Here is a 24,931-nt window from a genome sequence, read left to right on the forward strand (position 1 = left end):
TGTTGGCATACTAACGATGCAAATAAGCCAAATAATTAAACCCTTTATTGTTTTTGCAGCATTAATTGCACTCAGTGGCTGCGACAAAGTCATGGAAGTTGTCAATAAACAGCAGGCAAATGGCAAGGCAATAGGTGCTGCCTGCCGCCATAGCGGGCGAGCACTAGAAGATTGCTATCGCCGCAATACTAGGGTTCCCAAAGCAGATATTTTTGCGGGCTGGAAAGATATGAATGAGTATATGCAGCAAAAGAAAATAGACATTATTTCACCTCCAGAGGATGAAGCCATTCCGGCTGTGTCTACTGCACCCAAAAAAGCCGAAAAGCATGATGCCTCCGAAGAAAAACCAGCGGAAGCCGATAAAGCAGAACACTAATGAGCCCACATTTAACGCTTCGCCAATTATTGGCCTCCGTCCCCTTATTTACGGACTTAGACAACGATATCCTAGCGGCAATTGAAAAAATATCCAATCGCCGCATCCTCAATAAGGGGGCATTATTGTTTGCTGAAGGCGATATTGCCGAATCAATGTATGTACTCATTGAAGGGCGATTACGTTGTTTTTCTAGCGCAGATACAGGGAAAGAGTTTGTTTTTTATGTAGCACAAGCAGGTAGTAGCTTTGGCGAGATGGCCCTTATTGATGAAGAGCCACGCGCACTCTCAATTGATGCCGCCGAAGACTGTCAATTACTCAGCATTAGCAAAAATACTTTTCTTGAGCTACTGAAAAAAAACCCGTTACTCAACAAAAATTTATTACGAAACATGATACGCACCAATCGTTACTTAGCAGAGATGGTGAAGTCGTTAGCATTAAAGGATGTATATGGCCGTATGCGGCTATTACTGGAAAGTTTAGCCATAGAAGCAAACGGCCACCGCTATATTGAAGAAGCCCTTTCTCAACAAGCCATCGCAGATCGTGTTGGCTCATCCAGAGAGATGATTGCAAAACTAATGCGTGAACTGGTATTTGGCAACTATATTCGCATTGAAAACCGCCGAATTGTGCTGCTACAAAAACTACCTGAACATTTTTAACACCCAATACTTTTGCCAAAAATAGGCATTGAGCCACGGAGATATAATCGTCATGGACCATCATTTACTTAAAAACTTTCTATCGCAAACTGCTATTTTTCAAGACTTTGCTGATGAAGATTTAGACATCGTTTTAAATGCAGCCGTAAAGCGCCACCTACCTAAAGGCACCTTCCTCTTTCGTGAGGGTGATCCTGGCGAAGCCATGTACATCCTTTTAGAAGGCCGTACACGCTCGTTTACCAGCGACAATCAAGGCAAGGAATTTGTCTTTATGATTGGCGAAGCAGGCGATGTATTTGGCGAAGTATCGCTGATTGACGACGAGCCACGCTCATGGTCCACCCAAACTGAAGACGATTCATCATTCCTGATGTTCTCTAAGCAAGACTTCCGTGAAGCACTGGGTGCCTTACCGAATGCCAAAGATCAGCTGATTATGAATCTGGCCCGTATGGTACGCCGCCTATCGCTGACCATGAAAAACCTAGCCTTGCTCGATGTTTATGGCCGTGTTCGTGCACTATTTGAAGGCATGCTCACCGAAGCCGATGGCCAAGAAATGATTTCTGAACCGCTCACCCAGCAAGCCATTGCCGATCGAGTTGGCTCATCGCGTGAAATGATAGCCCGTATTCTGAAAGAGCTGGTATTTGGTGGCTATATCCGCCTAGAAAACAAGCGCATTATCTTGTTGCAAAAACTGCCAGAACGCTTCTAAAAGCCACATAAGCGAGGCTACAGACCTCATTTTAATTGATAAGGGCGGCTCACCTTTGCCAGCAAACCACTGCTGGCAAAGGTGAGCCGCCCTTATTTTTTACCACCCGATACGCCCATGTTCTTGACATTACTTCTGCCTATCTATTTAATAACTAACCAGTCAGTTATTAAATAAAGTATACATCAATGCAGATTGAGCCACTCCCCCGCCAAAGACGCAAAGAAGCCCGACCCGCTGAAATCATTGAAGCGGCGCTACTGCTATTTCATCAAAAAGGCTATTCAGCCACCAAACTTGATGACATTGCCCGCTTTGCAGGCGTCACCAAGGGCACGGTTTATTTGTATTTTTCTAGCAAGGAAGCACTGTTTAAGGCGGCGATCCTCGAAACAATCCAACCTAATTTGGATCGAATTGAAGAAGCAGTCATGAGTAGCCAAGCCTCTGCCACCCAACGCTTAAAAACCGCGATGAGCAGCTGGGCTAGCTCAATGAACGAATGCAAAGGCAGCATCACAAAACTGATGATTGCAGAAGCAGGGAATTTTCCTGAGCTGAGCGATTTTTATATTGAAACTGTGGTTAAACGCTCACGCAAACTCTTAATTCACCTGATTCAGGCAGGGATAGACAGCGGTGAATTTCGCCCAATTGATGCAGATATGCTCGCCAGAACCATCTTTTCCCCTATTTTACTGACAAGCATCTGGCGACATACCTACGCCAAGCTTGATCCAATTACTTACAGTTTGAATCAATTATCCGATTTTCACCTTGATATTATATTCAACGGCATCGCCCTTTCGGAGCAGTCATGAGCACGACCCCCACAGCGGATAAAACAATGAGCACAAAACCGGCCTCCCCTGCACGCAATATTCTGCTGCTTATCTTACTGATTGTGCTGTGCTTTTTAAGCTACCGCTGGTGGTGGGGCAAACACCATGTGAGTAGCGATAACGCCCAGCTAGAAGGCCATATTGTGCCCATTGCCGCCCGCGTTAGCGGCTATGTAAAAGCTGTACCCGTAAGTGACAACCAACAAATGGCACAAAAATCTTTACTGATTGAGCTAGATCCACGTGATTATCAAGTCAAAGTAGTGCAAGCTGAAGCCGACTATCGTCAGGCACTCTCTGCCGCTGGTCATGACAAACAGCCAGGTGAAGCGCTAGCACGAATCGCCGCAGCAGAAGCCAATGCCGCCGCTGCCAGCTCGCAATCGCAAACCGCCGAGGCACAAATCACCGAAGCACGCGCCAATGCAGCCAAAGCACGCAAAGACTTGGCCCGCAGCAAAGAGCTAGCTGCGCAAAAAATGTTAAGCCAATCTGCCTTAGAAAGCGCAGACACCCTAGTCAAAGCCGCCGAAGCAAAAATCGCCGCGCTTGAAGCCGCCTTACGCACATCCAAAGAGAGTGCCAATGCCGCAGGCCAGCAAGTTGCCGTTTCATCGGCAGGGCTCAAGTCTGCGCAGGCCAAGGCACTGGCCGCAGAAGCCACCCTACAATTTGCCCGCAATCAACTGATAGACACCCAAGTCTATGCACCGGCTGCTGGCGTGGTCAGCAAAAAAGCGGTAGAGCCGGGTCAAATGATTCAAGCCGGCCAAACACTGATGTATTTAGTACCAACAGACAAAATTTGGGTCATTGCCAATTTAAAAGAAACCGAATTAAAACAAATTAAACTAGGCCAAGAAGCAGAAATTGAAGTAGATGCTTTTCCAGATTTAAAGCTAAAAGGCAAAGTGGATTCTTTTAGCCCAGCCACAGGCGCACGCTTTACCCTATTACCCGCTGATAACTCAACCGGCAATTTCACTAAAGTAGTGCAGCGCGTTCCAGTTAAGATTGTTTTAGATGAATTACCAAAAGACTCCCCACTGCGCCCTGGCTTATCTGTGAATGTCACGATTCATACGCCATAAAAAACATCCCAAATACAGATTAAAACAGATAGAGATGCGGCGGTATGCCGTATCCCTTAATACCGAATAGAATGAAACCAAGGGCGATATGAAAGATATTTTGCCGGGATTATCCCGCTCGGATACCCCAGAAAAAATTTATGCTAATCGCTATATTATTGCGATTACGGTGACGCTCGCCTGCGTGCTTGAGCTATTAGACACCAGTATTGTTAACGTTGCCGTTCCCCATATGATGGGGACCCTTGGTGCAACCTTAGATGAGATTACCTGGGTATCGATTGGCTACGTAGTTGCCAATGTGATTGTTTTACCTATTTCTGGCTTTTTATCACAATTATTTGGCCGCAGAAATTACTTTATTTTATCTATTGCACTGTTTATTTTTTCTTCTTTTGCCTGCGGCAATGCCACTACCCTAGGTGGCCTCGTATTTTGGCGTATTGTGCAAGGATTAGGCGGTGGCGGGCTCATTGCTACGGCGCAATCTACGCTATTTGAAACTTTCCCCAGCAAGGAAATGGGCACAGCCATGGCTATTTTTGGCATGGGGATTATGACCGGCCCCATGCTTGGCCCCACCTTAGGCGGCTGGTTAACTGATCAATACTCTTGGCCATGGATTTTTTATATTAATTTGCCACTAGGCGGCATTGCGCTATTTTTAACGCTGATTTACATGCCTGATTCTAAACATCAGCAAGTAATTAAAAAAATTGATTATATTGGTTTGCTGCTTATGGCTGCGGGCATTGCCGCATTACAGCTTATGCTAGAACGCGGGGAGCGACTGGAGTGGTTTACGTCTCCAGAGATTATTAGTTATGCACTAGTCAGTTTTTTCTCTTTAAGTTTCTTTGTGATTCGCCAATTAGAAATAAAATATCCTATTGTCGATTTAGCCATCTGCAAAGACTTGCAGTTTTCTGCAGGTCTAGTCATGACGTTTTTATTAGGTGCATCGCTTTTTTCTACGGTATTTATTTTCCCCGTTTATGTACAAAGCCTCATGGGCTATACCGCATGGCAAACGGGGCTGATGATTTTACCTTCTGCGGTGGCATCAGGCATGATGATGCCTATTTCAGCCAAGCTAGTGGCGAGGGGTTTATCCGCCCGAGTGTTAATTGCTATTGGCGCAATGCTATTTATGTATGGGATGTGGCTGCATTATCATTTCACGACTGATTCAGGCATGAGTGATTTTCTTTGGCCAATGATTATTCGCGGCATGGGTTTGGGAATGATTTTTATGCCGCTGAATACTTTAACGATGGCAAATATTTTGCCACAGCAAATTCCTAATGCCGCTGGCCTCTATAATTTAACTCGCCAATTAGGCGGCAGCGTAGGTATTGCAGTTTCTGCCACCTTATTAGCACAATTAGGCGATGCAAAACGGGCGGCGCTTAATGAGCATGTGATTGCCAATAGCGCACAAACAATTGAGCGCTTGGCCGGATTAAAAAGTAGATTATTACTTATAGGCACACCCGAAACGCTCGCCCCCATCAAAGCCCAAGCGCTGCTGGCCCAACAGATTGCCAAGCAAGCGCAAATGCTTTCATTTGCGCACCTTTTTTTACTATTCGGCCTAGCTATGCTTTGTGTAATGCCCTTGCTGTTTGTAATGAAAAATCAGCAAATGAGTGCAGGCAGCGATTTATCGCATTAATAAATATTGGGTGGGCAATTTTTATTACCCACCCAATACAAATTAAAGCCCTTGCAACTGCGCATCCGATAGCGCCAATTCATCATTACGATTCACACCAATGCCGCGCTCAATCACGTTGCGCGCAATACCCTGCGCTTCTTCAAGTGAGTGCATCACAAAGGTGCCACACTGATACTCGTTTAGCTCAGGGATTTGGCTTTGCTCTTTTACCGTTAAGACGTCTTGCATCGCCAGCTTCCAAGCGCTGGCCACGCGTGCCTCACTTGGCGCACCGCATAGGCTCATATAAAAACCAGTCCTACAGCCCATAGGCGAGATATCAATAATCTCTACCCCATCACCATTCAAATGATCGCGCATAAAACCCGCAAATAAATGCTCTAGCGTATGGATGCCACGCTCAGAAAGAATCTCTTGATTAGGCACACTAAAACGCAAATCAAATACGGTAATTGTGTCTTTACTTGGGGTGAGCATGGTTTTTGCAACGCGCACGGCAGGCGCCTGCATGCGTGTGTGATCAACGGTAAAACTATCTAATAAGGGCATTTATCATCCTTTCTGATGTTTATTTACTGTAACTGCCCACTGGGGCACGCATTATATTAATGCAGGGTACGGTTGATATTATCGCGCGTAAAAGACTTATCCATCCTGAGTATATAACTGAAAATTATAATTTCAGCGCTAACAATAGTAGTTCAGCACTATAAGAAATCCAGCACCCTTCGCGTAGGCAGTGCATCAAGGTATAATTGGCTCTTTTGCCCGAAAGCACCAATGACTCACGATCTGGATCAAGCCCTCGCCCTTTTGTCTGCTGGAGAGCTGGTCGGCATCCCTACAGAAACTGTTTATGGCTTAGCCGCTGATGCAGCTCAGCCCTTAGCCGTGGCCAAGATATTTACTGCCAAAGGCCGCCCCAACGATCACCCAGTTATTGTGCATATTGCAGGCAAAGAACAACTCAGTGACTGGGCCACCGACATTCCCGAAGCCGCTTGGCAGCTATGCGATGCCTTTTGGCCAGGCCCGCTGACACTTATTCTTAAGAAACAAGCCCAAGTATCCCATGCCGTAACTGGCGGCCAAGATACCGTTGGATTGCGTGCGCCTGCCCATCCTATTACGCATGAACTATTAAAGCGCTTTGGTGGCGGGCTTGCTGCGCCATCCGCCAATCAATTTGGCCACGTCAGCCCCACCACCGCCCAGCATGTGCGCGATGAATTTAGCCCTGAGGTACTGTCTTTAATCTTGGATGGTGGCGCTTGTGATGTCGGGGTTGAATCGACCATTGTAAGCCTCGTTGGCCCCAAACCCGTGCTACTCCGCCCCGGTGGCGTACCACGGGCCGCCATTGAAGCGGTGCTCGGCCAAACGATTGAGCATCAAAAATCCACCTCAACCGCCAACATCCGTGTATCTGGCCTATTAGATTCGCACTATGCACCGCGCACCACTTTGTTAACAGGTACCCAAGCACAGATTGAGGCCGAAGCCATCCGGCGCAGCGGGCAAAAACTAGCGATTGTGCATACTTTAGCCCTTACGCAAAACATCAGCGCACAGAGTGTAGTCATGCCTGATAACGCCAATGATTATGCGCAAGTTATTTACGCCACCTTACGTGATTTAGACCAGCTAGGCTTAGATGCTATTTTACTGGTTCTTCCTCAGGGTGAAGCAGCATGGCTTGCCGTGCACGATCGCCTTGGCCGTGCAGCGCATCAAAAACTGGGCGATTAAACGCTTTATTCTCCAATTTAAAAATCTCCTTCAGTAAGGCGCGAAGGAGATTTTTTTTGCCTAGAAAAAATAGCCAATACCAATTTCCTATCTCATCAAGCATAAACAACGCCAATCACCATCACTTATCTAAATTGAAAATCAAGCCAAAACACTTACAAAACACTCGAAAACCAAGCAAAAAACACTCTATCTACCTAAGCACAGCATTACTTATGGTTTTAAAAATGCTAAATATTCATATAAAAATCAAACAATATGACATTAATTATGAATAAAGTAGAATAAAAAACTACATTAGTAAACAATTAAATATTAAGCTTGTTTTGCGCCTGCAGCCATCTAATATTATAGAAACATTATATTCCAATGCCATTCATCGGCAATACACCTACGTTCTGCTTGAAGATTACAAATAGATTGATCATCAGCAGTAATACCACTACCATCTTACTAGTAAATAAAACACCCTAAGTGAATACCTTATGAGCAGAGGATTTACATTGATCGAGCTGGTGATTGCACTGGTCATTATCGCCATCATTGCTGCCTTTGCCCTACCTTATTATCAAGAGATGGTGCGCAAAAGCCGCCGGAACGATGCCGTACTGATGATGGCAAAGATCCAGCTGGCTGAGGAAAAATGGCGGGTGAATAACAACAGCTATAGTAATGCGCTTAGCGCAATGGGATTTAATTTAGCTGGCGATGCTATCAAAACAAAACATGGTTATTACAACATACTGATCAAGAGCCCAACTGCAACAAGCTATCGCATTACAGCAACCGCAATAAAGGGCAGCTCTCAAGCACTAGACCAAGGCTGTACAACTTTAGTCATGACAATAAGCAACAAGCAAACAACACACTCCCCACCCGCTTGTTGGCCCAAATAAAAATATGCATTTTAATGCAACGGTTTTAAGCGCCTCATCTCAACAAGGTTATTTGATTATGCTTCGTAAAATATTAACTTTCGGTGCCTCGCTCATGGCGGCAACAGCAATCGCATCGACGGTGTATGTACAACGAGAAGCCGATGGCAGCGTTTCCTATGGAGACGCCACAACAATGTCACCAAAAGCAAGCTTGAAAACAGTTAGACCAGCTACTGGACAACAGAGTCGTCTTCAATCAACCGCGTCCACACCAGCCAGTGCCAGCAATGAAACGCTAGAAGTCCTCAATAAAATGGAGCTGCGTAATATAAAAGCAATCACTGAGGCGAAAGCCAAAATTGCCGCGCTATTAAACCAGACCAATCACGAAAAAAGCCCACAAATCCGCAGCCGCCTACTTAACCAAATTGAAGCAGAGACACAATCTACTGATCTTTACACTGCAAATTTAAATCAAATTAGAAAAAACAAAGAAGCCGTTACAAAAGAACAAACACTTTAAAAAGCAGTATTAAAGCTAAACCCTAGAAAACAACCCTAAGCCAACGCGCTTTTCGCAAAGAATATTTATAAGAGATGTTATGAAAAAAAATGGATTTACTTTAATTGAAATGATGATTGTTGTGGCCATTATTGCCATCTTGGCCTCCATTGCGGTGCCTAGTTATCAACGCTATATCCGCCAAGCCGCCGCCAAATCTGCGGCGGGTGACCTGGTTTCTTTATCTTTGTATTTTGAGCAAAAGCTGCAACGCAATCTCTCTTATGGTGCAGAGGGCGCAAGCACAAGCACTGAAGCCACAAAAACACTGATGGAGGGGTGGAATCCATCCCGCAAAGGCTTTGTCTACACAACAAGCTGGACCCCCAATACTTACACCCTAAGCGCTAAATATGGCAGCACTTGCACCATTACCCTTAAGCAAAACAATGACAGAACCGCAACAGGAGCCGATTGTGGATTCACTAACTGGTAAGCAAGCGGGTTTTAGCCTAATTGAACTGATGATCACGCTGGTGATTTTTATCATGCTAATGCTAGCAGCCGTCTCATTAGGCTCAAGCTGGCTGGTTTCCAGTGATCTGCAAAAATCCGAAAGCGTGTTAAAGCTAGCGCATAGCAAAGCCAAGGCATTGGCGATTAGAAACGCCACTGCAGCTAATGGCACCACAGCCACCTTGCAAATCACCGGAACGCACGTCGCTATTTGCCCAGGTAATACCGCATGCGATGCCAGCAATACCCTATGGACAGGGTCCTTTGCCAAAAGGAGTGCTGTCACTATCAATAATGCGGCAGATGTCACAATTAGCTTCGACCGTAATGGGCTCAGTGCTGCCCAACTTAATTTTTCCATTACTGAAAAAGGAGACCAAATTGCCGGCTCCCTCGTTTAATAATCAAAAAGGTGAAGCGCTCATCGAGGCCTTGGTTTCGATTGTTTTGCTTTCTGTAATGATGATCAGCCAAACCTATTTAGTGGCAAAAACATCTGTCGCACAAAAAAACAGCTCCATGCTGAATATGGCTTTGTTTCAACTACGCCAACAAGCGCAAACAGCGGGGATAAGTAACCTTTGCACCACGGCTGCACCCATTACAGTTGCAGGCAATCGTGTGGATATCACAGCCACCTGTGAGCGCAATCCAGTCACCGCCACCGTTGCAGGGCAAACAATCACCATTGCTAAAGATACCGTCATTACGAACACCATATTGAAAACGCAAGCAAACGACAGCAATAAAGCATTACTTGGGGGCGATGGTGTTATCTCCCTCAATTAACAACCAAGCAGGTATTTCACTGATTAGTTTAATGGTTGGTGTGACCATTTCTTTAATCAGCGCAGTGGCGATGCTAAATATGTATCGCCACTCCATCGGCATTTCTATCAACACGAAGCAAATGAGCGTTCAGGATGGCGAGCGCAGCAGCGCCATGACTATCGCCCCTTTGCTATTGCAAGATGCGGGCTTTGGCATTAACAACGCAGCCGTAAGTAGCAATATCATCGCCTTAAGCGGGGCCAGCTTAGCGGGCAACACCCTCAGCGGCACGGTAGGCGGAGCCAATGCCAATGCATTGATATGGCGATTCAACACCTCGGGCACGACACAATGCTCTGCGCTCATCTCCAATGCCACTCAAGGCTTGCTGCTACTTGGCCCAGTTAACTGCACAAATATTAGTGATTGGAGCGGCCCGATTTGGACTACCTCCAGAGCTTTAGCCTCTAAGAGCACTAAGGACACTAAGGGCACGTTTAGCTTTACCTTAAGCACCGTCGCCAATTGCACCCAGTTTGGCTATAGCAGCGGAGGCCGCGCCACGGTGCTGATTAGCTCAAACAATGCCAATGAGATTCAAGTGAACTCTCAAAGCTGCCTATCTAATTTAGTGACTGCACCATGAAAAAAAACCAACAAGGCATGGCCACCATCCTCATTTTGCTGTTTGTGGGTATGGCCTTAACCGCAACCGTTTTAGGCGGCCACTTCTACGTTAAAGGCATGCAAGAGCAGCAAAGCACGGCGCTGGCCAGTACTCAGGCGCAGATGCGGGCGTGGCAAGGCTTAGATATTGCGCAATCTGTGTTTGCAAACATGACATCTGCCCAACTGCAAGCGCTTGCCACCGCCACGGCAGGCGGTGTACAAACCATTACCCTTACGGGTGTAAACAATATTGCATTACAAGTCACCAGCGCCCTGCCCACCACCAATCCCACTCAATTTAGTATTACAGTAACCGGCAGTGCAGCAACAGGCACTCCGCTGGCAGCCAGCTCTCGTCTCGCCGCAAATATCGTGATTACCCCAGGCTCCCCCCCCACCCCACCCCGCCTACTTTCAGGAGTGAGTATTGAAGGCGATTTAAAAATGAGTGGTGATATTAAAATTTTTGAGGGTGATATCAGTAATTTTGAAATCATCGTTAAAGGCGATGTCGATTTAAAATCTAATTCCATTACCACCTTAGAATCTGACCCTACCGTTATTCGTGCTACGGGCAATATTAATGTCGAATCTAGCAGCGATTACGGACTACTTCATGCAAACGGCAATGTCACGATGTCTGGCAGTACCCGCGCAGATGCGGTGCTGGCGAGGGGTAATATTGTTCATAAAAGTTCAAAAGACATTATTTATGCAGCAACGAATCAAGACCTCACAGTTCAAGCAGGCACAGTGCATGATTTATTAGTAGGCCAAACACTTATCATCACTGGTGATGCAAAATTGAGCCCAACAGCGGGATATGCTGCTAAAAACTTTGACCCCGCCATAGTGGGATATACGATCCAAACATTAGCTCAATTTGATACAGCAAATGGCTATGATGGCAGTACAAACAAACCTAAATATGACAAAGTTAAAAACCAAATCAATAAAACAGCAGCAAACTGGGTAACAACCCCAAATGTTCGCGAAGTAAGCGGTTTAGTTGTGAATATCCCTATGGTAGAAATAAATAGCGATGAAGCTTTTAATGCCTATGATTACAAAAGCCTAGCTAATTACGCCTTTACCGTGGATAAAGATAATAAAATTAAAGTACAAGTAAAACGTGTAACGGGCATCGCTGACGGTGATTATTTTCTTTGCGGTACAAAACTAATACCCAACGCCAATTGTATTGGCCTTGATGCCGAAAGCAATCAAATTGCACTTACAGCGAGCGGCATTAAATACGATGCCAGCTTAAAAACATGGACGCTCGAAGCCACAGACAAAACAGTAAAAAATATTGCACCTGGCATTGTTTGGTTTGAAGGAAACATCACTGCCAAAGGTACTTATTACAATACCTTTATTGCAACTTTAACCTTTAAAAGCAGAGAAGCTCAAATTTACTCCCCTAATTATGCGGCTTTTTCTGGCATGCAAAATGGAACACGCTATGCCCCTCAAGGCTATTGCAATGATACCGACTTTGGCCTTAAACCCTCTCAGCTATGCTCTACCAATACAACAAACTCATGGAATAGCGAAATTGATGGCGGTATTGGTAATTTTTCAGCCATGGCAGGCAGCCTTAATAAGGTAGATAATAAAACCTATGAAGGCGGCAATATTGCATTTCTAAATACCAATGAAATATTTGGCAATGTGTGGGCGGGCAATCTATATGGCACCGATGCGGAGTATGGTGGATCAATAACCCTACATGGCTATATTAAAGCGCAAGCGCGTGGTGATAAGTCTTCAAATATCATCAAAAACAGCACCACAATTGATCTAAAAAAACTACCGCCTAATTTCAGGCCAAGCACAGGGGTTATCAAGCCCGGCACTCCTGGCACGGCCCCAGTCTCCCCTCAGGTGCGTTGGGTTCGTTACCTTTAAAGCCTATATGGCCATCAAAACGTGCGGCTTATCGTTTTGATGGCTATCCGCGCTAGGCTGCAACACTCCCCGCTTATATCTGCCAGTATATAATCAGGCTCAGTCCCCCCATCCTGCGTTGACTTAGTCTATAAAGACTGACGTCCTACCTTTAGCACCACCATGCCCTCTACTCTATTTTACCCCAAGCGGGGCTTCTCCCTTATCGAGCTTCTGGTCACGCTGCTCGTATTAGGCATTGTGTTAGGCATTGCCATCCCCAGCTTTACCGGCATGATGCAGCGCTATCGCCTGCAAAGTGCGGCACTGCAAGCGCAAAATGATTGGCTATTTGCTCGCAGTACCGCGGTTAAATATGGTGGGGTGCATAGCCCAGCTGTTTTTTATATGGCAAAACGACTTAGCAACACCGATTGGTCACTGGCGGTTTGCTCAATTAATGCATGCCAAGAAGGCAGCACTTTGTTACGCCAGCAACAAGCTACTGAGCATAAAGGCGTAGAATTAATTGCACTTAGCGATGCCATTAAAGAAAATAAATTCCATAATTATAATGGCCTACCTAATTTCACCACTCTACAATTTATTAGCTTTCAATCTGGACAATACCAGCTGCAATTACAAATTACCGCCACCGGCTTATCTACGCTTTGCCGCCCTAAGGGCAGTATTACTTTTGGCGGATATGCAGAATGCGTATAAATATTTATCAGCAACGAGGCTTGTCTTTAATTGAGATGATGATTGCAACGGCAATAGGGCTATTACTTTTGGCAGGGATCTCCAGCTTATCACTTACGCATTTATTTACCAGTACAGATACCCAGCGCAGTATTATTTTACAAGAAGATGCGCAAGCTATCTTGGCTTTAATTAGCCGAGACCTACGCCGCGCAGGCTATCATCCGCTTGAAGAACAAATGCCTAATATGCGTAAAATTTGGTTACTGGATTACAGCAAGAATAAGACTTGTCTATTATATCGCTACCATAACCCTGATTTTCCAGATAAAGACGCACATGGCTTTCAATATACCGCATCAGCAGATGGCAAAGGCTTTATTAAAATGCTCACATCAAACAATGCCAGTGGATGCGATGATGGCACATGGCAAGAATTAAATAGTAATCGCAATATGCTCATTACCCAATTTAGCATTACCCCCTACCGTGCGTTTGAAAAAGTAGGTACAGAGATCAAAGAGGTGATTACTAATTTAGACATTGATCTAGAAGCCACTGATAATACAGGTAAATTACAAATACATTTAAACCAAGACATACAATTGCGTAATCGTCCTTTTTTACAATAAAGAAGCCGGTTATGCCACTTCCTTGTTTTTTGTAGATTGTCTGGTTTATCAACTTCAAAGCATCTATGTAATAAATGGCTTTATTTGAGCAAGAAGCATAATAGATAAATAAACCCATATATATTTATTTTTAGACAAACACAAGCTAAGTTGAGCTGTATCACTTAATTTGAATATGGACGTATCTTGTAGGTTGGCGCTGAGCATGCGAAGCTCAACATTCTTAGCCGTATTATTGGGCTTCGTTTCACTCAGCACCAATCTACAGCTATTCAAATCTAGTTGCGCATGAATACTTAGGCTTCTTCAAGACAGACTAAAGAGGAAAGCATGCACGACTATTTAGCATCAGAAAAAGGCATTGCGGCACTGGCTGTCACCTTGATTCTTACTTTAATAGCGACCATTTTTGTGCTGTCTACCAATAAAAACAGCTATTTATTTCAAAAAACATCAGTCAATCATTATCAGCAAACACAAGCCTTTGAAGCCGCAGAGGCGGGTGCGCAAGCCACTCTATTGCAGATGCGTAAAGATATTGAGGCCATTAATTCCAACAGCAATTACGATGGCCTTATTTTAAAAAAATCCACATCCACAATAGCAGCGCCTAATGCTAAAAACTGTGGCTGGGATGATATAAGTAACAATGGTGATAGCTATGAACATTCTGAGCAATTTAAAAGAAACAATCAGGTTTTTTCCAATAAAACCACCAGCCTATTTCAAAAATTAGACGCTCAAAGCATTAATACCGACAGCACGGCATGGCGCAGCACCGTGGATTTAGCCAACGGCATTGTCAGCAGCGAGGGCTGTGTGGATGTCAAAAGCACTAAAGGCCCTTTTTGTGCTGATATTGCGGATGACCAAACCGCTGCGGTGGTGCGCCGTGGCTTTGATTTACCGCGTACGGCAATATTTAATCCTAAAAAAATTGCACTCACGGTAAAAGGCCATATTGATATGAGTGGCTCGATGAGCCTAGATCCTAATTCAGGCCAGCCCAAACCGGCATGTAATGTGTCGACAGGAGGTGATTTTGCTTATTGGGGTGCGCCACTTACGCCCGATAGCACCAATAACACCCCTTTGGCCAAGCTATCTCATTTGCAACTCTTTAATGCCCTCTTTGGCATGAGCCCTGCCGATTTTAAAGCCCAAGCCAGTCAATATAATCCACCGCTAGGTAGCGATACCGTGACTGAATGCCCCAAAGCTGCTGGGCTAATTTGGATTAATGGCAATTTTACTCCCCCTTCAAACTGCGAAATTGGCAGCAGCTACCCACACTTTGCGCCTGCCATCGTGGTAGTGGGTGGCAGTGCGGCCAATGCACTTACGGCCAATGGGCCAGGGGGTAACACGGTTTCTGACAGCACCTTAATTAATGGCATGCTCTTTACCAATCACCTTTATGGCAGCCTACAAATACTAGGGGCAATGGCAGTAAATGGCGATATTGAAGGGGTTAAAAACGGGGTTTTTGATAGTAGATCAGGCGATTGCCTCTATGGCGCTTGCGCACACAACCCTGGCTCTGGCTCACTAGGATCGATCAATGTGGCCTACGATGAGCGCATGTTTATTGGGGCCAATTCAGGGGGCAATTTAAGCGGCAATAAGCTGGGCAGCTGGCATGACTTCTGCGGAGAAGGCAAATGCTAAAGCATGCTGGATTTTCGCTCATAGAAGTGCTGATCACCGTGCTGCTGATCGGCATTGCCGCCTTGGCACTTAATGCACTGCAGAGCAATGCCATCAAAAACAATAGCATCGCGCAAAGCCGGAATGAAGCGCTGTTTTTAGCCCAAGATAAATTAGAAAAACTACGGCAAAGCAATCTTTGCCCACGCCGCAGCCCCATAGTAGGGGGCATTACGGTGAGCGGCAGCGCTGGCAATGATCAAGCCGAATTAGAAAACATTGTGCGCAAAGCCACCGAATACCGCCGAATTAGTTTAATCAAGGACATCAGCAGCCCTGCCAAAACACCTCCAGATTACGGCTGCCCGCCCATTGCAAAAAACCCACCCTCCGCCGCTACCCTGCCCGATCCACAAAAGCTGTATCAAGTAGAAAGAGCGGTGCAAGTAGTCTTAGACTGGAAAGACAGCTTTGGCGATAAGCAATACATCAGCCTTAACAGCCAAATCAACTGGTCGTCCCTTGGCGACTTACCCAGCCCTCCCGCCGACGCCTGCGATTATGCATGGAGCGCCAGCAAAGATTTACTCTGGGGCGCATGGGCTAAATCGGGTAATGGCCTGTATCAATGCACCATGGAGAGCGGCTGCCCCGCCAGCCCGATCACACCAGATGCCGCACAGGGATTATGGAAAAAAATTAGCGGATGTTGAGTGCAGCGGGCACGGCATGCCAGCATAGGTACTAAGCAAAAAATTTATAATATTAATCAGTTTGCTAAATTTTAAACCACAGAGAACCACAGCGTTTCACAGAGGAAATAAAGCTTTGGGCCTTGTAACTTTTTTAGCGCATATGGGGCTTGCCCCTACATGGCATCCATCTCCTGCAAAATCTTCTGCAACATGGCTAACGTCACGCCGTGATACAAGTCGCCGCCGACTACTTTTACATTTGGCCCCTCCTCGCAAGCGCCCATACAAGGCAGGCGCATAATGCGTAAATCCGGCTGGCTTAAAGCTATGTTTTCTAAGGCTTGCGCTAGCGTTTCGCTGCCTCTGGCCGCACAAGATGCGTGCCCACTTAAACGTCGATTTACACACACGGTAATTGTTTTCATTTTTGGTCACATAGTGAAGCATTTTAGGATTAATATACGCGCCTTTCCGGCTTTGCCGTCCTTTGTACTGTTTGTGCGTTTGCAAGGATTTTGCCCATGCGTTTTTACTTTCCCATCATCATCATCGATGAAGATTTCCGCACCGAGAACACCAGTGGTTCCGGTATTCGTGAATTAGCGGCGGCCATTGAGGCCGAGGGCAGAGACGTAGTGGGTTACACCAGCTACGGTGATCTAACCTCCTTCGCTCAGCAGCAAAGCCGTGCATCCGGTTTTATTTTATCGATTGATGATGAAGAATTCGGTGGCGGCTCCGCCGAAGAAACCCACGAAGCGCTCACCAGCCTGCGCAGCTTTGTGGCAGAGATTCGCCGCCGCAATCCCGACATCCCCATTTATATCTATGGTGAAACCCGCACTTCACGCCACATTCCTAATGATGTGTTGCGCGAATTACACGGTTTTATTCATATGCACGAAGACACGCCAGAATTCGTCGCCCGCCATATTATCCGCGAAGCAAAAAGCTACCTGGATACCTTGGCCCCGCCGTTTTTCCGCGCACTGACCAATTACGCCCAAGATGGCTCTTATAGCTGGCACTGCCCGGGGCACTCAGGTGGCGTGGCGTTTTTGAAATCGCCGGTTGGACAAATGTTTCACCAATTCTTTGGCGAAAACATGCTACGTGCCGACGTGTGTAATGCGGTAGAAGAACTAGGCCAATTACTGGACCATACCGGCCCGATTGCCGCTTCCGAGCGCAACGCTGCACGCATTTTTAATGCCGACCACTTATTCTTTGTGACCAACGGCACCTCCACCTCCAACAAAATCGTTTGGCACTCCACCGTCGCTCCCGGTGATGTGGTGGTGGTGGATCGTAACTGCCACAAATCGATTCTGCATTCCATCATGATGATGGGCGCGGTGCCGGTATTTTTGATGCCAACCCGCAATCATTACGGCATTATCGGCCCGATTCCAAAAAGCGAATTTGAGCCAGCAAACATCCGCAAAAAGATGATGGATAATCCCTTCGCGCGCGAAAAACTACTGGCCGATCCTAATTTCAAGCCGCGTATTCTGACCATTACTCAGTCAACTTACGACGGCATTATGTATAACGTCGAAGAAATCAAAGGCATGCTCGATGGCGAAATCGACAGCTTGCACTTTGATGAAGCATGGCTGCCACACGCCGCTTTCCACGAGTTTTACGGTGATTACCACGCCATTGGCGAAGACCGCCCACGCTGCAAAGAATCGATGGTGTTCTCCACCCAATCCACGCATAAGCTACTGGCAGGCTTAAGCCAAGCTTCGCAGATTCTGATTCAAGATCCAGAAAATCGTAAGCTAGATCGTGATTTATTTAACGAAGCTTACTTAATGCACACCTCCACCAGCCCGCAATACTCCATCATTGCCTCTTGCGATGTGGCAGCGGCCATGATGGAAGCACCAGGCGGCACCGCTCTGGTTGAAGAATCCTTGGTTGAAGCACTGGATTTCCGCCGTGCCATGCGCAAAGTGAACGAAGAGTACGGTGACGAATGGTGGTTTACCGTGTGGGGCCCAGATGATCTAACCGATGAAGGCTTGGATCACCGCGATGCTTGGATGCTGAAATCTGGCGACAACTGGCACGGCTTTGGCGATATCGCCGACGGCTTTAATATGCTCGACCCGATCAAGGCCACCATCCTGACTCCGGGCTTAGATTTAGACGGCAAGTTCTCTGACGAAGGGATTCCAGCCAGCATTATCACCAAGTATTTGGCTGAGCACGGCGTGGTGATTGAAAAGTGTGGCCTTTATTCCTTCTTTATTATGTTTACCATCGGCATTACCAAGGGCCGCTGGAACACTCTCGTGGCCGCCTTACAGCAATTCAAAGACGATTACGATAAAAATGCCCCGCTATGGCGCATTCTGCCGAAATTTATTGCCCAATATCCGCAATACGAGCGCATTGGCCTTAAAGATCTGTGTCAGCAAATCCACGGCATTTATCGCTCCCATGATGTAGCACGACTGACGACCGATATGTATTTATCCAATATGGAACCGGCAATGAAGCCTGCCAAGGCTTTCGCCAAAATGGCGCACCGTGAGATCGACCGCGTCGCCATCGACGAGCTAGAAGGCCGCATCACCGCCGTGATGCTGACTCCATACCCGCCAGGTATTCCGCTATTAATTCCAGGCGAAGTATTTAACAAGACGATTGTTGATTACCTCAAATTTGCCCGCGATTTTAACCAGCGCTTCCCAGGCTTTGAAACCTATATCCACGGCTTGGTAGCAGATAAGAGCAGCGGTGAAACCCGCTACTTTATGGATTGTGTAAGGCTGTAATAAACCAAACCCAAATCTTGCACCACGGAGAAGCACGAAGAAAATGAACTTAGCTTATTCGACGAGCGAAGTAATCGGCTATTGCCAAATAGTCTTGCGATAAAACACTGCGTCCTAAATCCACAATCCCCGCATACCTTTAACGGGAATCCAGCTACAGAGTCTGGATTCCCGCCACAAGCATTCGGGAATGATGCGCGGGGTTTCGTGTGAGCTTACTCATCAGCTTAGTTTTTTTCCGTGTAACTCCGTGTTCTCTGCGCCCTCCGTGGTTCAGGACTTGGGTTTTGACCCTGCATTAAGTAAGGTATCCCCTAGGTATTTTCGCAATCAAAGGCTACAAACAAGGAAAGCCTCCTTGAAGCTGGAGTATTGCGATGAATGGTTTCACCCCGCCTTCTGACTTACAGCTACAGATTTATTTCCTGCTCATCAGCCTTATTCTTGGCGGTTTGCTGTATTACCGTGTACGCACCAGTCGTCGACGTTTAATCAATACCGTTTTGCTGCTGGTTTTTAGCGGCATCGGCCTCTACACCAGCCAACAACTCACCAACTACAACCTCAGCAGCCCAGCCAAAGCCTTACATGAAACCGCCATGGTGATCCTTGGCTTTGCCATCATCCGTTATTGGGGGATGCTGTTATTTCAGTTAATTGCCCCTTTATGCCACCTCTACCCACCCCGTATTCTGGAAGACCTGCTAGAAGCCATCGCCATGATCGCGTGGGTGTTTTATCGCCTACATCTGGCAGGCTTAGAGCTGGGGCAGCTGGTCACCACATCAGCGGTCATTACCGCCGTGTTGGCTTTTGCCATGCAAGACACGCTGGGCAATATTTTAGCGGGGCTAGCACTACACCTAGATAACTCGATCGAACAAGGCGATTGGATTCGGCTAGGGGAGTTAACCGGGCGAGTGATTGATTTATCTTGGCGCGCCACGCGGGTTGAAACCCGTAATGGCGAAACCGTAATGATCCCCAACGGCATGTTGATGAAAGGCCAGTTTCAGCTGCTTGGTAAGCGGGTTGATAAACCACTGGCTTGGCGGCGCTGGATTTGGTTTGAAGTGGGGCTAGATACCCTACCCACCCAAGTGATGCTACTGATTGAAACCGCCATCCGCGAAGCCGCCCCGCCCAATGTGGCGCAAGACCCGCCGCCCTCCTGCCTATTAATGAATGTAGAGAAAGGCAATGCTCGCTACGCCGCCCGCTATTGGCTCACCGATTTACAAAATGACGATCCCACCGATTCACAAATCCGCACCTTGATTGATGCCGTATTACGCCGCAACAGCCTGCGCTTAGCCGCCCCGCAGTACAAAGTATTTGTCACCCAAGAAAACGAGCGCTACTTTGAAGGCCGGCACAAACAACACACCCAAGAGCGGCTAGCCGTACTGCAAAAGCTAGAATTACTGGCCTCACTAAAAGAAGAAGAGCTACAAACCCTCGCCGATAAACTGCGCTTTACCCCCTATGTGGCGGGGGACGTGATGATACGCCAAGGCGAAAAAGTAGAGTGGCTGTATATCATTATCAAGGGCGAGGCCGAAGCTTGGGTGCAGCCCACTAGGGGAGAGCGCAAATTACTGGCCCAGCTAGGGCCTGGCAGCTTTTTTGGGGAGATGGGATTAATGACTGGTGAAGCCATACGCGCCACCGTGGTGGTCAGCAGCAATGTAGAGTGCTACCGCATCGATAAAGAATCTTTCCAACAAATTTTACTTTCCCGCCCCGAGCTAGCTGGCGTTTTCTCTGAAGTGCTGGTCAAACGCCAAACTGAAGAACAAATTTTACTCAACGACGATAACATCGCCCCTCCTGCCGCCCGCTCAGAAATCCTCGCCAAATTACAGCACTTTATTGGGCTAAATCGTGGGGTATAAGCATGCACAGCGCTAAACAAATATGACGCCCACTCAAAAGATCAGAAATACAGCATTAAATCACCCAGTGACAGCCGCTGATTAAACAAATAACCCCACCCTATGCCAATCATTTCAAGCAAAACACCAGAGGCCTGCACTTAAAACAAATGCTACCCTTAAAAGTTTTAAAGCTCCCCCTCCACATAGCCCATTGATTTAATAATGATTAATTGAATTGAATCTCTCCTCATTGGGCTATTAGCAATAATAATATAAAAATAAACGCCATTAGCACTTGCGCATCCACTGGGGATTGAGTATTATTCGGCCTCTTCTCGCGGAGAGATGTATGAGTGGTTTAAGTTAGTCGCCTGGAAAGCGGCCACAGGTGAAAACCTGTCGGGGGTTCGAATCCCCCTCTCTCCGCCAAGAAGCCCCACTAAAGCCCTGATTAATCAGGGCTTTTTTGCGTTTGGTGTTTGCTGATATACCACTAAAACCTAATTGTTAATGCTCAGCCATTAATTAACACCCTCATTTGCAATAATAAACAATCCATAACTCCAGCCCCCCCCCCACCCAATCCTATCAACTTAAGCAATCTGCCATTTGTAGGACGGGTGCAACCCGCGAGTCATGTTGAAAAAACGCGGGTTGCACCCGCCCTACGATGTTTCCTTGCAATAGATAGATCTAAGTTGATAGGATTGCCCTCCCCCCACATGGCCACGCCTTAATGCAATAGCCTGCCTTCAATTCCAACCGCATGGCGCAATCAGATCCAAGCTCATTCTCCATACGCGAATACCCTAATATTTGGTAACAAAAAAAGTACAAAATTAGCGTAGAAAAGGGTGATAATCGCGCCGCCGCATCTCCTTACGACCTTTTTCGTCAGGGTAAAGATACGGATCTTTTTTGTGGATAGCGCGTATGGATCACTCACAACTTTCCAGCCAAGCTTGGCAGCGTGGCGTGCAGCCCAATCGCTGGGATTGGCTGATTCTGCCGCTGATTATTGCACTGATTATTTTAATGGCATTTGGTGCATCGCAAATGGCCACGCCTTACCATATTGGTACGCCACTGGCTATTTCACTAGAGCCTAGCTATTTGCCCTATTACCTGCTGCGTACCACTTTACGCATGCTGATGGCGCTGGGATTATCGCTATTATTTAGTTTTGCTTTTGCAGTGATTGCCGCCCGCTATCGCATGGCCGAGAAAGTGATGGTGCCTGCGCTAGATATCTTGCAATCAATTCCGGTACTGGGGTTTTTATCTATTACCGTTACCGGCTTTATTGCTTTATTTCCAGGCAATTTATTAGGCGTTGAATGCGCGGCTATTTTTGCGATTTTTACATCGCAAGCTTGGAATATGGCATTTAGCCTGTATCAATCCATGCGCACGGTGCCATCTGAATTAAAAGAAGCGGCTAGAATATTCCATTTATCGACATGGCAGCGGTTTTGGCGGCTAGAGCTGCCATTTGCTATGCCTGGGCTATTGTGGAATATGATGATGTCTATGTCTGGCGGCTGGTTTTTTGTAGTGGCTTCTGAGGCAATATCTGTTTCAAATCAAAATATTAAATTGCCAGGCATTGGCTCTTATATTGCGCTGGCTATTTCGCAGCAGAATATAACGGCCATTGGCTGGGCTATTTTAGCCATGCTGATTGGTATTCTGATTTACGATCAACTATTATTTCGCCCGCTGATTGCATGGGCCAATAAATTTAAGTTTGAGCAATCTGGCAGCGAGGATGAGCCACAGTCTTGGTTACTCACCTTGATGCGCCGAACCAATGCAGTGCAAAACTTTAGCCACTGGGCGGTGGCATTTTTAGAGCGCGGCCTATTGCTGTTTAAAAAACCCTACGACGGCACGTCCATCTTGGCCCGCCCCAAGGCAATCAACCCCAAGGCAGAGCGCGTGGGGGATGCCATCATCGCCGCGCTGGCTTTGTTTGCCTGCTGGAAAATAGCCGTATTTGTTCATGCAGAAGTCGGCTGGCATGAGGTTGGGCGGGTATTCTGGCTGGGCTGCCTAACCATGCTGCGGGTATCTGTGCTGATTGTTTTAGCCTCGATCGTCTGGGTGCCCATTGGGGTGTGGGTGGGCTTAAACCCCAAATATGCGGCACGCCTGCAACCGGTGGCGCAGTTTATGGCGGCTTTTCCGGCCAATCTGATGTTCCCGATTGTGGTGTTGGGCTTGGTTAAATTTAAGCTTAATCCAGAAATCTGGCTAAGCCCTTTAATGGTGTTTGGCACGCAGTGGTATATCTTATTTAACGTGATTGCTGGGGCCAGCTCCATCCCTGGCGAGCTGCGCTATGCCGCAGATAATTTGGGCTTATCCCGCTGGCTACGCTGGAAGCGCTTCTTATTACCCGCCATTTTTCCAAGCTTTGTAACGGGGGCAATTACGGCCTCTGGCGGCTCATGGAATGCCAGCATCGTGGCAGAGTATGTCAGCTGGGGGGACACCACGCTTACCGCCACCGGCCTAGGTAGCTATATTGCCGAAATGACCGCCACTGGTGACTTCCCCAGAATTGCGCTGGGCATTAGCGTGATGTGCTGCTTTGTAATGGCCTTTAACCGCTTTGTTTGGCGCAAGCTCTATGCCATTGCCGAAGAAAAAATGAGTTACTAAGTAGACCGGCAAAAATTTTCTTGCATCGTTGTATCGCCTTGCCATAAAAATTTTGCACAAGCACTTAACAAAACAACAATGAATAAACAGGTAAAGCTATGAGCCAAGCACTGATTCAACTTCGCGGCGTTAATAAGCATTTTCGTACTGCCGATGGCTCTGAGCGAGTGGTCTTAGAGAACGTTGACTTTACCCTGCACGAGGGCGAGATTGTTGCGCTGCTGGGTAAATCTGGCTCTGGCAAATCCACTCTGCTGCGGATTATTGCAGGGCTACTGCCCGCCAATAAAGGCGAAGTGCTATACCGAGGCCACCCGCTATTTGGCCCCGCACGCGGCATTGCGATGGTGTTTCAGTCTTTTGCGCTATTTCCTTGGCTAACAGTGCAGCAAAATGTAGAGCTAGGCTTAGAAGCGCAAGGCATTGCTAAAGCGGTGCGAGCCAAAGAAGCCGAAGCGGCCATTGAGCTGATTGGCCTTGCTGGTTTTGAGGGCGCGCTGCCCAGAGAGCTATCGGGCGGGATGAAACAACGCGTGGGTATCGCCCGCGCACTGGTCATGAAACCGGATGTTTTGCTGATGGACGAAGCTTTTTCTGCGCTGGATGTACTAACAGGCGAAACACTCAGAAACGATATGCTGGAGCTGTGGGAAGACAAGCAAACCCCAATGAAAGGCATTTTGGTGGTTTCGCACAATATCGAAGAAGCCGTCATGATGGCCGACCGCATCTTGATTTTCTCTAGCGACCCAGGCCGAGTGCGGGCTGAAATTAAAGTTAATTTACCGCGTGATCGCTCAGAAGATTCACCCGAAGTGCGGGCCTTGATCGACGAAGTTTATAACCTGATGACCAGCTCCGCCGAGCCGCAAGAAGCCACCACCAGCAGCCAAATGCACGCGGCACATCCGGGCTATCGCCTGCCAGATGCAGAAATCAGCCAGATAGAAGGCCTGCTAGAAATGCTGGCTGACGAGCCTTTCCACGGCCATGCCGATTTGCCAAAATTGGCAACAGAAGCGGGCCTGCTAGATGAAGATTTATTCCCAATTTACGAAGCCTTACGCCTGCTAGATCTGGTGCATATAGCCGAGGGCGATATCCATTTAACCGTTTTAGGCCAGCATTACAGCCAAGCCGATCAAGCCACCCGTAAAGAAATATTTGGCCAGCAATTGCTGCAGCACGTTGCACTGGCCGCACGCATCCGCCACAGCCTAGAAAAAGAAGAATCTGGCGAGCTTGCAGAAGAGCCCTTCTTGCGCTTACTAGAAGAATTCTTAGCCGAAGACGAAGCCAAGCAAGTGCTAGATGTGGCCGTGGAATGGGGCCGTTATGGCGAGGTGTATGAATACAACTTCCATACAGGGATGCTGAATTTACCGGAAATAGATTAAATAGAATGAAGTGATCTAACAGCGAGAAAGCCCCGGTAATCCCCCCGTTTTTAAGCTCACTTAAAAGTAGAGGCTAGGCATGTAATGCCAGTTTTTGTTTCGGGGTGATGCCGCCCAATCCCATATGCGGACGTTCGTTATTGTAAGTCCAAAGCCATTGCGTTGCGGTTTCTT

General features: G+C 47.0%; 25 protein-coding genes and 1 tRNA gene. 23 read left to right on the forward strand and 3 right to left on the reverse strand.

The window, feature by feature from the left end; translation table 11 throughout:
- Positions 1–16 precede the first annotated feature (16 nt).
- From Q0R17_RS13750 to Q0R17_RS13775, 6 genes are all read left to right on the forward strand, one after another.
- A complete protein-coding gene (locus Q0R17_RS13750) occupies positions 17–379 on the forward strand; it encodes a hypothetical protein (RefSeq protein WP_293935864.1) in 363 nt (120 codons plus the stop codon).
- The gene (locus Q0R17_RS13755) at positions 379–1,050 is read left to right on the forward strand and encodes a Crp/Fnr family transcriptional regulator (RefSeq protein WP_293935865.1); all 672 of its coding nucleotides are present in this window, start codon (positions 379–381) and stop codon (positions 1,048–1,050) included. Before Q0R17_RS13750 ends, Q0R17_RS13755 begins: the two co-directional genes overlap by 1 nt.
- A gap of 52 nt (positions 1,051–1,102) precedes the next feature.
- Positions 1,103–1,771, forward strand: a complete 669-nt coding sequence (locus Q0R17_RS13760) for a Crp/Fnr family transcriptional regulator (protein ID WP_130107477.1) — start codon at positions 1,103–1,105, stop codon at positions 1,769–1,771.
- A gap of 188 nt (positions 1,772–1,959) precedes the next feature.
- Entirely contained in the window at positions 1,960–2,592 is a 633-nt protein-coding gene (locus Q0R17_RS13765) for a TetR/AcrR family transcriptional regulator (protein WP_293935866.1), read from the forward strand.
- Positions 2,589–3,704 carry an HlyD family secretion protein gene (locus Q0R17_RS13770; RefSeq protein WP_293935867.1) on the forward strand — a complete coding sequence of 372 codons (1,116 nt, stop codon included), beginning with the start codon at positions 2,589–2,591 and terminating at the stop codon, positions 3,702–3,704. Before Q0R17_RS13765 ends, Q0R17_RS13770 begins: the two co-directional genes overlap by 4 nt.
- 88 nt (positions 3,705–3,792) lie before the next feature.
- On the forward strand, positions 3,793–5,379 hold the full coding sequence (locus Q0R17_RS13775) for a DHA2 family efflux MFS transporter permease subunit (protein ID WP_293935868.1): 1,587 nt from the start codon (positions 3,793–3,795) through the stop codon (positions 5,377–5,379).
- A gap of 42 nt (positions 5,380–5,421) precedes the next feature.
- On the opposite strand, the gene luxS is transcribed toward Q0R17_RS13775, so the two are convergent.
- On the reverse strand, positions 5,422–5,931 hold the full coding sequence (gene luxS / locus Q0R17_RS13780) for an S-ribosylhomocysteine lyase (RefSeq protein WP_293935869.1): 510 nt from the start codon (positions 5,929–5,931) through the stop codon (positions 5,422–5,424).
- Between the two features lie 231 nt (positions 5,932–6,162).
- On the opposite strand from luxS, the gene Q0R17_RS13785 reads away from it, so the two are divergent.
- The 12 genes from Q0R17_RS13785 (at position 6,163) to Q0R17_RS13840 (ending at position 16,051) form a co-directional block, all read left to right on the forward strand.
- Positions 6,163–7,131 carry an L-threonylcarbamoyladenylate synthase gene (locus Q0R17_RS13785; RefSeq protein WP_293935870.1) on the forward strand — a complete coding sequence of 323 codons (969 nt, stop codon included), beginning with the start codon at positions 6,163–6,165 and terminating at the stop codon, positions 7,129–7,131.
- 485 nt (positions 7,132–7,616) lie between these two features.
- Positions 7,617–8,027, forward strand: a complete 411-nt coding sequence (locus tag Q0R17_RS13790; RefSeq protein ID WP_293935871.1) for a type IV pilin protein — start codon at positions 7,617–7,619, stop codon at positions 8,025–8,027.
- A 4-nt stretch (positions 8,028–8,031) separates the two neighbouring features.
- Positions 8,032–8,532: a hypothetical protein gene (locus Q0R17_RS13795; RefSeq protein ID WP_293935872.1), complete on the forward strand. Its 501-nt coding sequence runs from the start codon at positions 8,032–8,034 to the stop codon at positions 8,530–8,532.
- A 79-nt stretch (positions 8,533–8,611) separates the two neighbouring features.
- Entirely contained in the window at positions 8,612–9,007 is a 396-nt protein-coding gene (locus tag Q0R17_RS13800) for a type IV pilin protein (protein ID WP_293935873.1), read from the forward strand.
- Entirely contained in the window at positions 8,988–9,428 is a 441-nt protein-coding gene (locus Q0R17_RS13805; RefSeq protein ID WP_293935874.1) for a Tfp pilus assembly protein FimT/FimU, read from the forward strand. The genes Q0R17_RS13800 and Q0R17_RS13805 overlap by 20 nt, the downstream gene beginning before the upstream one ends.
- The gene (locus Q0R17_RS13810; RefSeq protein WP_293935875.1) at positions 9,409–9,816 is read left to right on the forward strand and encodes a hypothetical protein; all 408 of its coding nucleotides are present in this window, start codon (positions 9,409–9,411) and stop codon (positions 9,814–9,816) included. The genes Q0R17_RS13805 and Q0R17_RS13810 overlap by 20 nt, the downstream gene beginning before the upstream one ends.
- Positions 9,794–10,444 carry a hypothetical protein gene (locus Q0R17_RS13815; RefSeq protein ID WP_293935876.1) on the forward strand — a complete coding sequence of 217 codons (651 nt, stop codon included), beginning with the start codon at positions 9,794–9,796 and terminating at the stop codon, positions 10,442–10,444. The genes Q0R17_RS13810 and Q0R17_RS13815 overlap by 23 nt, the downstream gene beginning before the upstream one ends.
- Complete coding sequence (locus Q0R17_RS13820) at positions 10,441–12,378, forward strand: hypothetical protein (RefSeq protein ID WP_293935877.1); 1,938 nt, start codon at positions 10,441–10,443, stop codon at positions 12,376–12,378. Before Q0R17_RS13815 ends, Q0R17_RS13820 begins: the two co-directional genes overlap by 4 nt.
- Before the next feature lie 162 nt (positions 12,379–12,540).
- A complete protein-coding gene (locus tag Q0R17_RS13825; protein WP_293935878.1) occupies positions 12,541–13,080 on the forward strand; it encodes a Tfp pilus assembly protein FimT/FimU in 540 nt (179 codons plus the stop codon).
- Positions 13,071–13,691: a PilW family protein gene (locus Q0R17_RS13830; protein WP_293935879.1), complete on the forward strand. Its 621-nt coding sequence runs from the start codon at positions 13,071–13,073 to the stop codon at positions 13,689–13,691. Before Q0R17_RS13825 ends, Q0R17_RS13830 begins: the two co-directional genes overlap by 10 nt.
- A 330-nt stretch (positions 13,692–14,021) precedes the next feature.
- Complete coding sequence (locus Q0R17_RS13835; protein WP_293935880.1) at positions 14,022–15,359, forward strand: pilus assembly PilX N-terminal domain-containing protein; 1,338 nt, start codon at positions 14,022–14,024, stop codon at positions 15,357–15,359.
- Entirely contained in the window at positions 15,353–16,051 is a 699-nt protein-coding gene (locus Q0R17_RS13840; protein ID WP_293935881.1) for a prepilin-type N-terminal cleavage/methylation domain-containing protein, read from the forward strand. The genes Q0R17_RS13835 and Q0R17_RS13840 overlap by 7 nt, the downstream gene beginning before the upstream one ends.
- A gap of 155 nt (positions 16,052–16,206) precedes the next feature.
- Here the strand turns inward: Q0R17_RS13840 and Q0R17_RS13845 are convergent, their stop codons facing one another.
- Positions 16,207–16,458 (reverse strand): (2Fe-2S) ferredoxin domain-containing protein, encoded by a 252-nt coding sequence (locus Q0R17_RS13845; RefSeq protein WP_293935882.1) that lies wholly within the window; start codon positions 16,456–16,458, stop codon positions 16,207–16,209.
- A 96-nt stretch (positions 16,459–16,554) separates the two neighbouring features.
- Here Q0R17_RS13845 and Q0R17_RS13850 point away from each other — a divergent pair, with 96 nt between their 5' ends.
- The 5 genes from Q0R17_RS13850 (at position 16,555) to Q0R17_RS13870 (ending at position 24,757) form a co-directional block, all read left to right on the forward strand.
- Positions 16,555–18,819 carry an arginine/lysine/ornithine decarboxylase gene (locus Q0R17_RS13850; protein WP_293935883.1) on the forward strand — a complete coding sequence of 755 codons (2,265 nt, stop codon included), beginning with the start codon at positions 16,555–16,557 and terminating at the stop codon, positions 18,817–18,819.
- 377 nt (positions 18,820–19,196) lie between these two features.
- Complete coding sequence (locus Q0R17_RS13855) at positions 19,197–20,714, forward strand: mechanosensitive ion channel family protein (RefSeq protein ID WP_293935884.1); 1,518 nt, start codon at positions 19,197–19,199, stop codon at positions 20,712–20,714.
- A gap of 321 nt (positions 20,715–21,035) precedes the next feature.
- Positions 21,036–21,125, forward strand: a tRNA-Ser gene (locus Q0R17_RS13860).
- Positions 21,126–21,629: 504 nt separating this feature from the next.
- Complete coding sequence (locus tag Q0R17_RS13865; RefSeq protein ID WP_293935885.1) at positions 21,630–23,360, forward strand: ABC transporter permease subunit; 1,731 nt, start codon at positions 21,630–21,632, stop codon at positions 23,358–23,360.
- 98 nt (positions 23,361–23,458) lie between these two features.
- Complete coding sequence (locus tag Q0R17_RS13870) at positions 23,459–24,757, forward strand: nitrate/sulfonate/bicarbonate ABC transporter ATP-binding protein (RefSeq protein ID WP_293935886.1); 1,299 nt, start codon at positions 23,459–23,461, stop codon at positions 24,755–24,757.
- 73 nt (positions 24,758–24,830) lie between these two features.
- Here the strand turns inward: Q0R17_RS13870 and Q0R17_RS13875 are convergent.
- The coding region (locus Q0R17_RS13875) for an integrase core domain-containing protein (protein ID WP_293933196.1) at positions 24,831–24,931 on the reverse strand (101 nt) is incomplete at its 5' end.

Source organism: Iodobacter sp. (assembly GCF_025352645.1).
In the GTDB taxonomy this organism is placed as follows: domain Bacteria; phylum Pseudomonadota; class Gammaproteobacteria; order Burkholderiales; family Chitinibacteraceae; genus Iodobacter.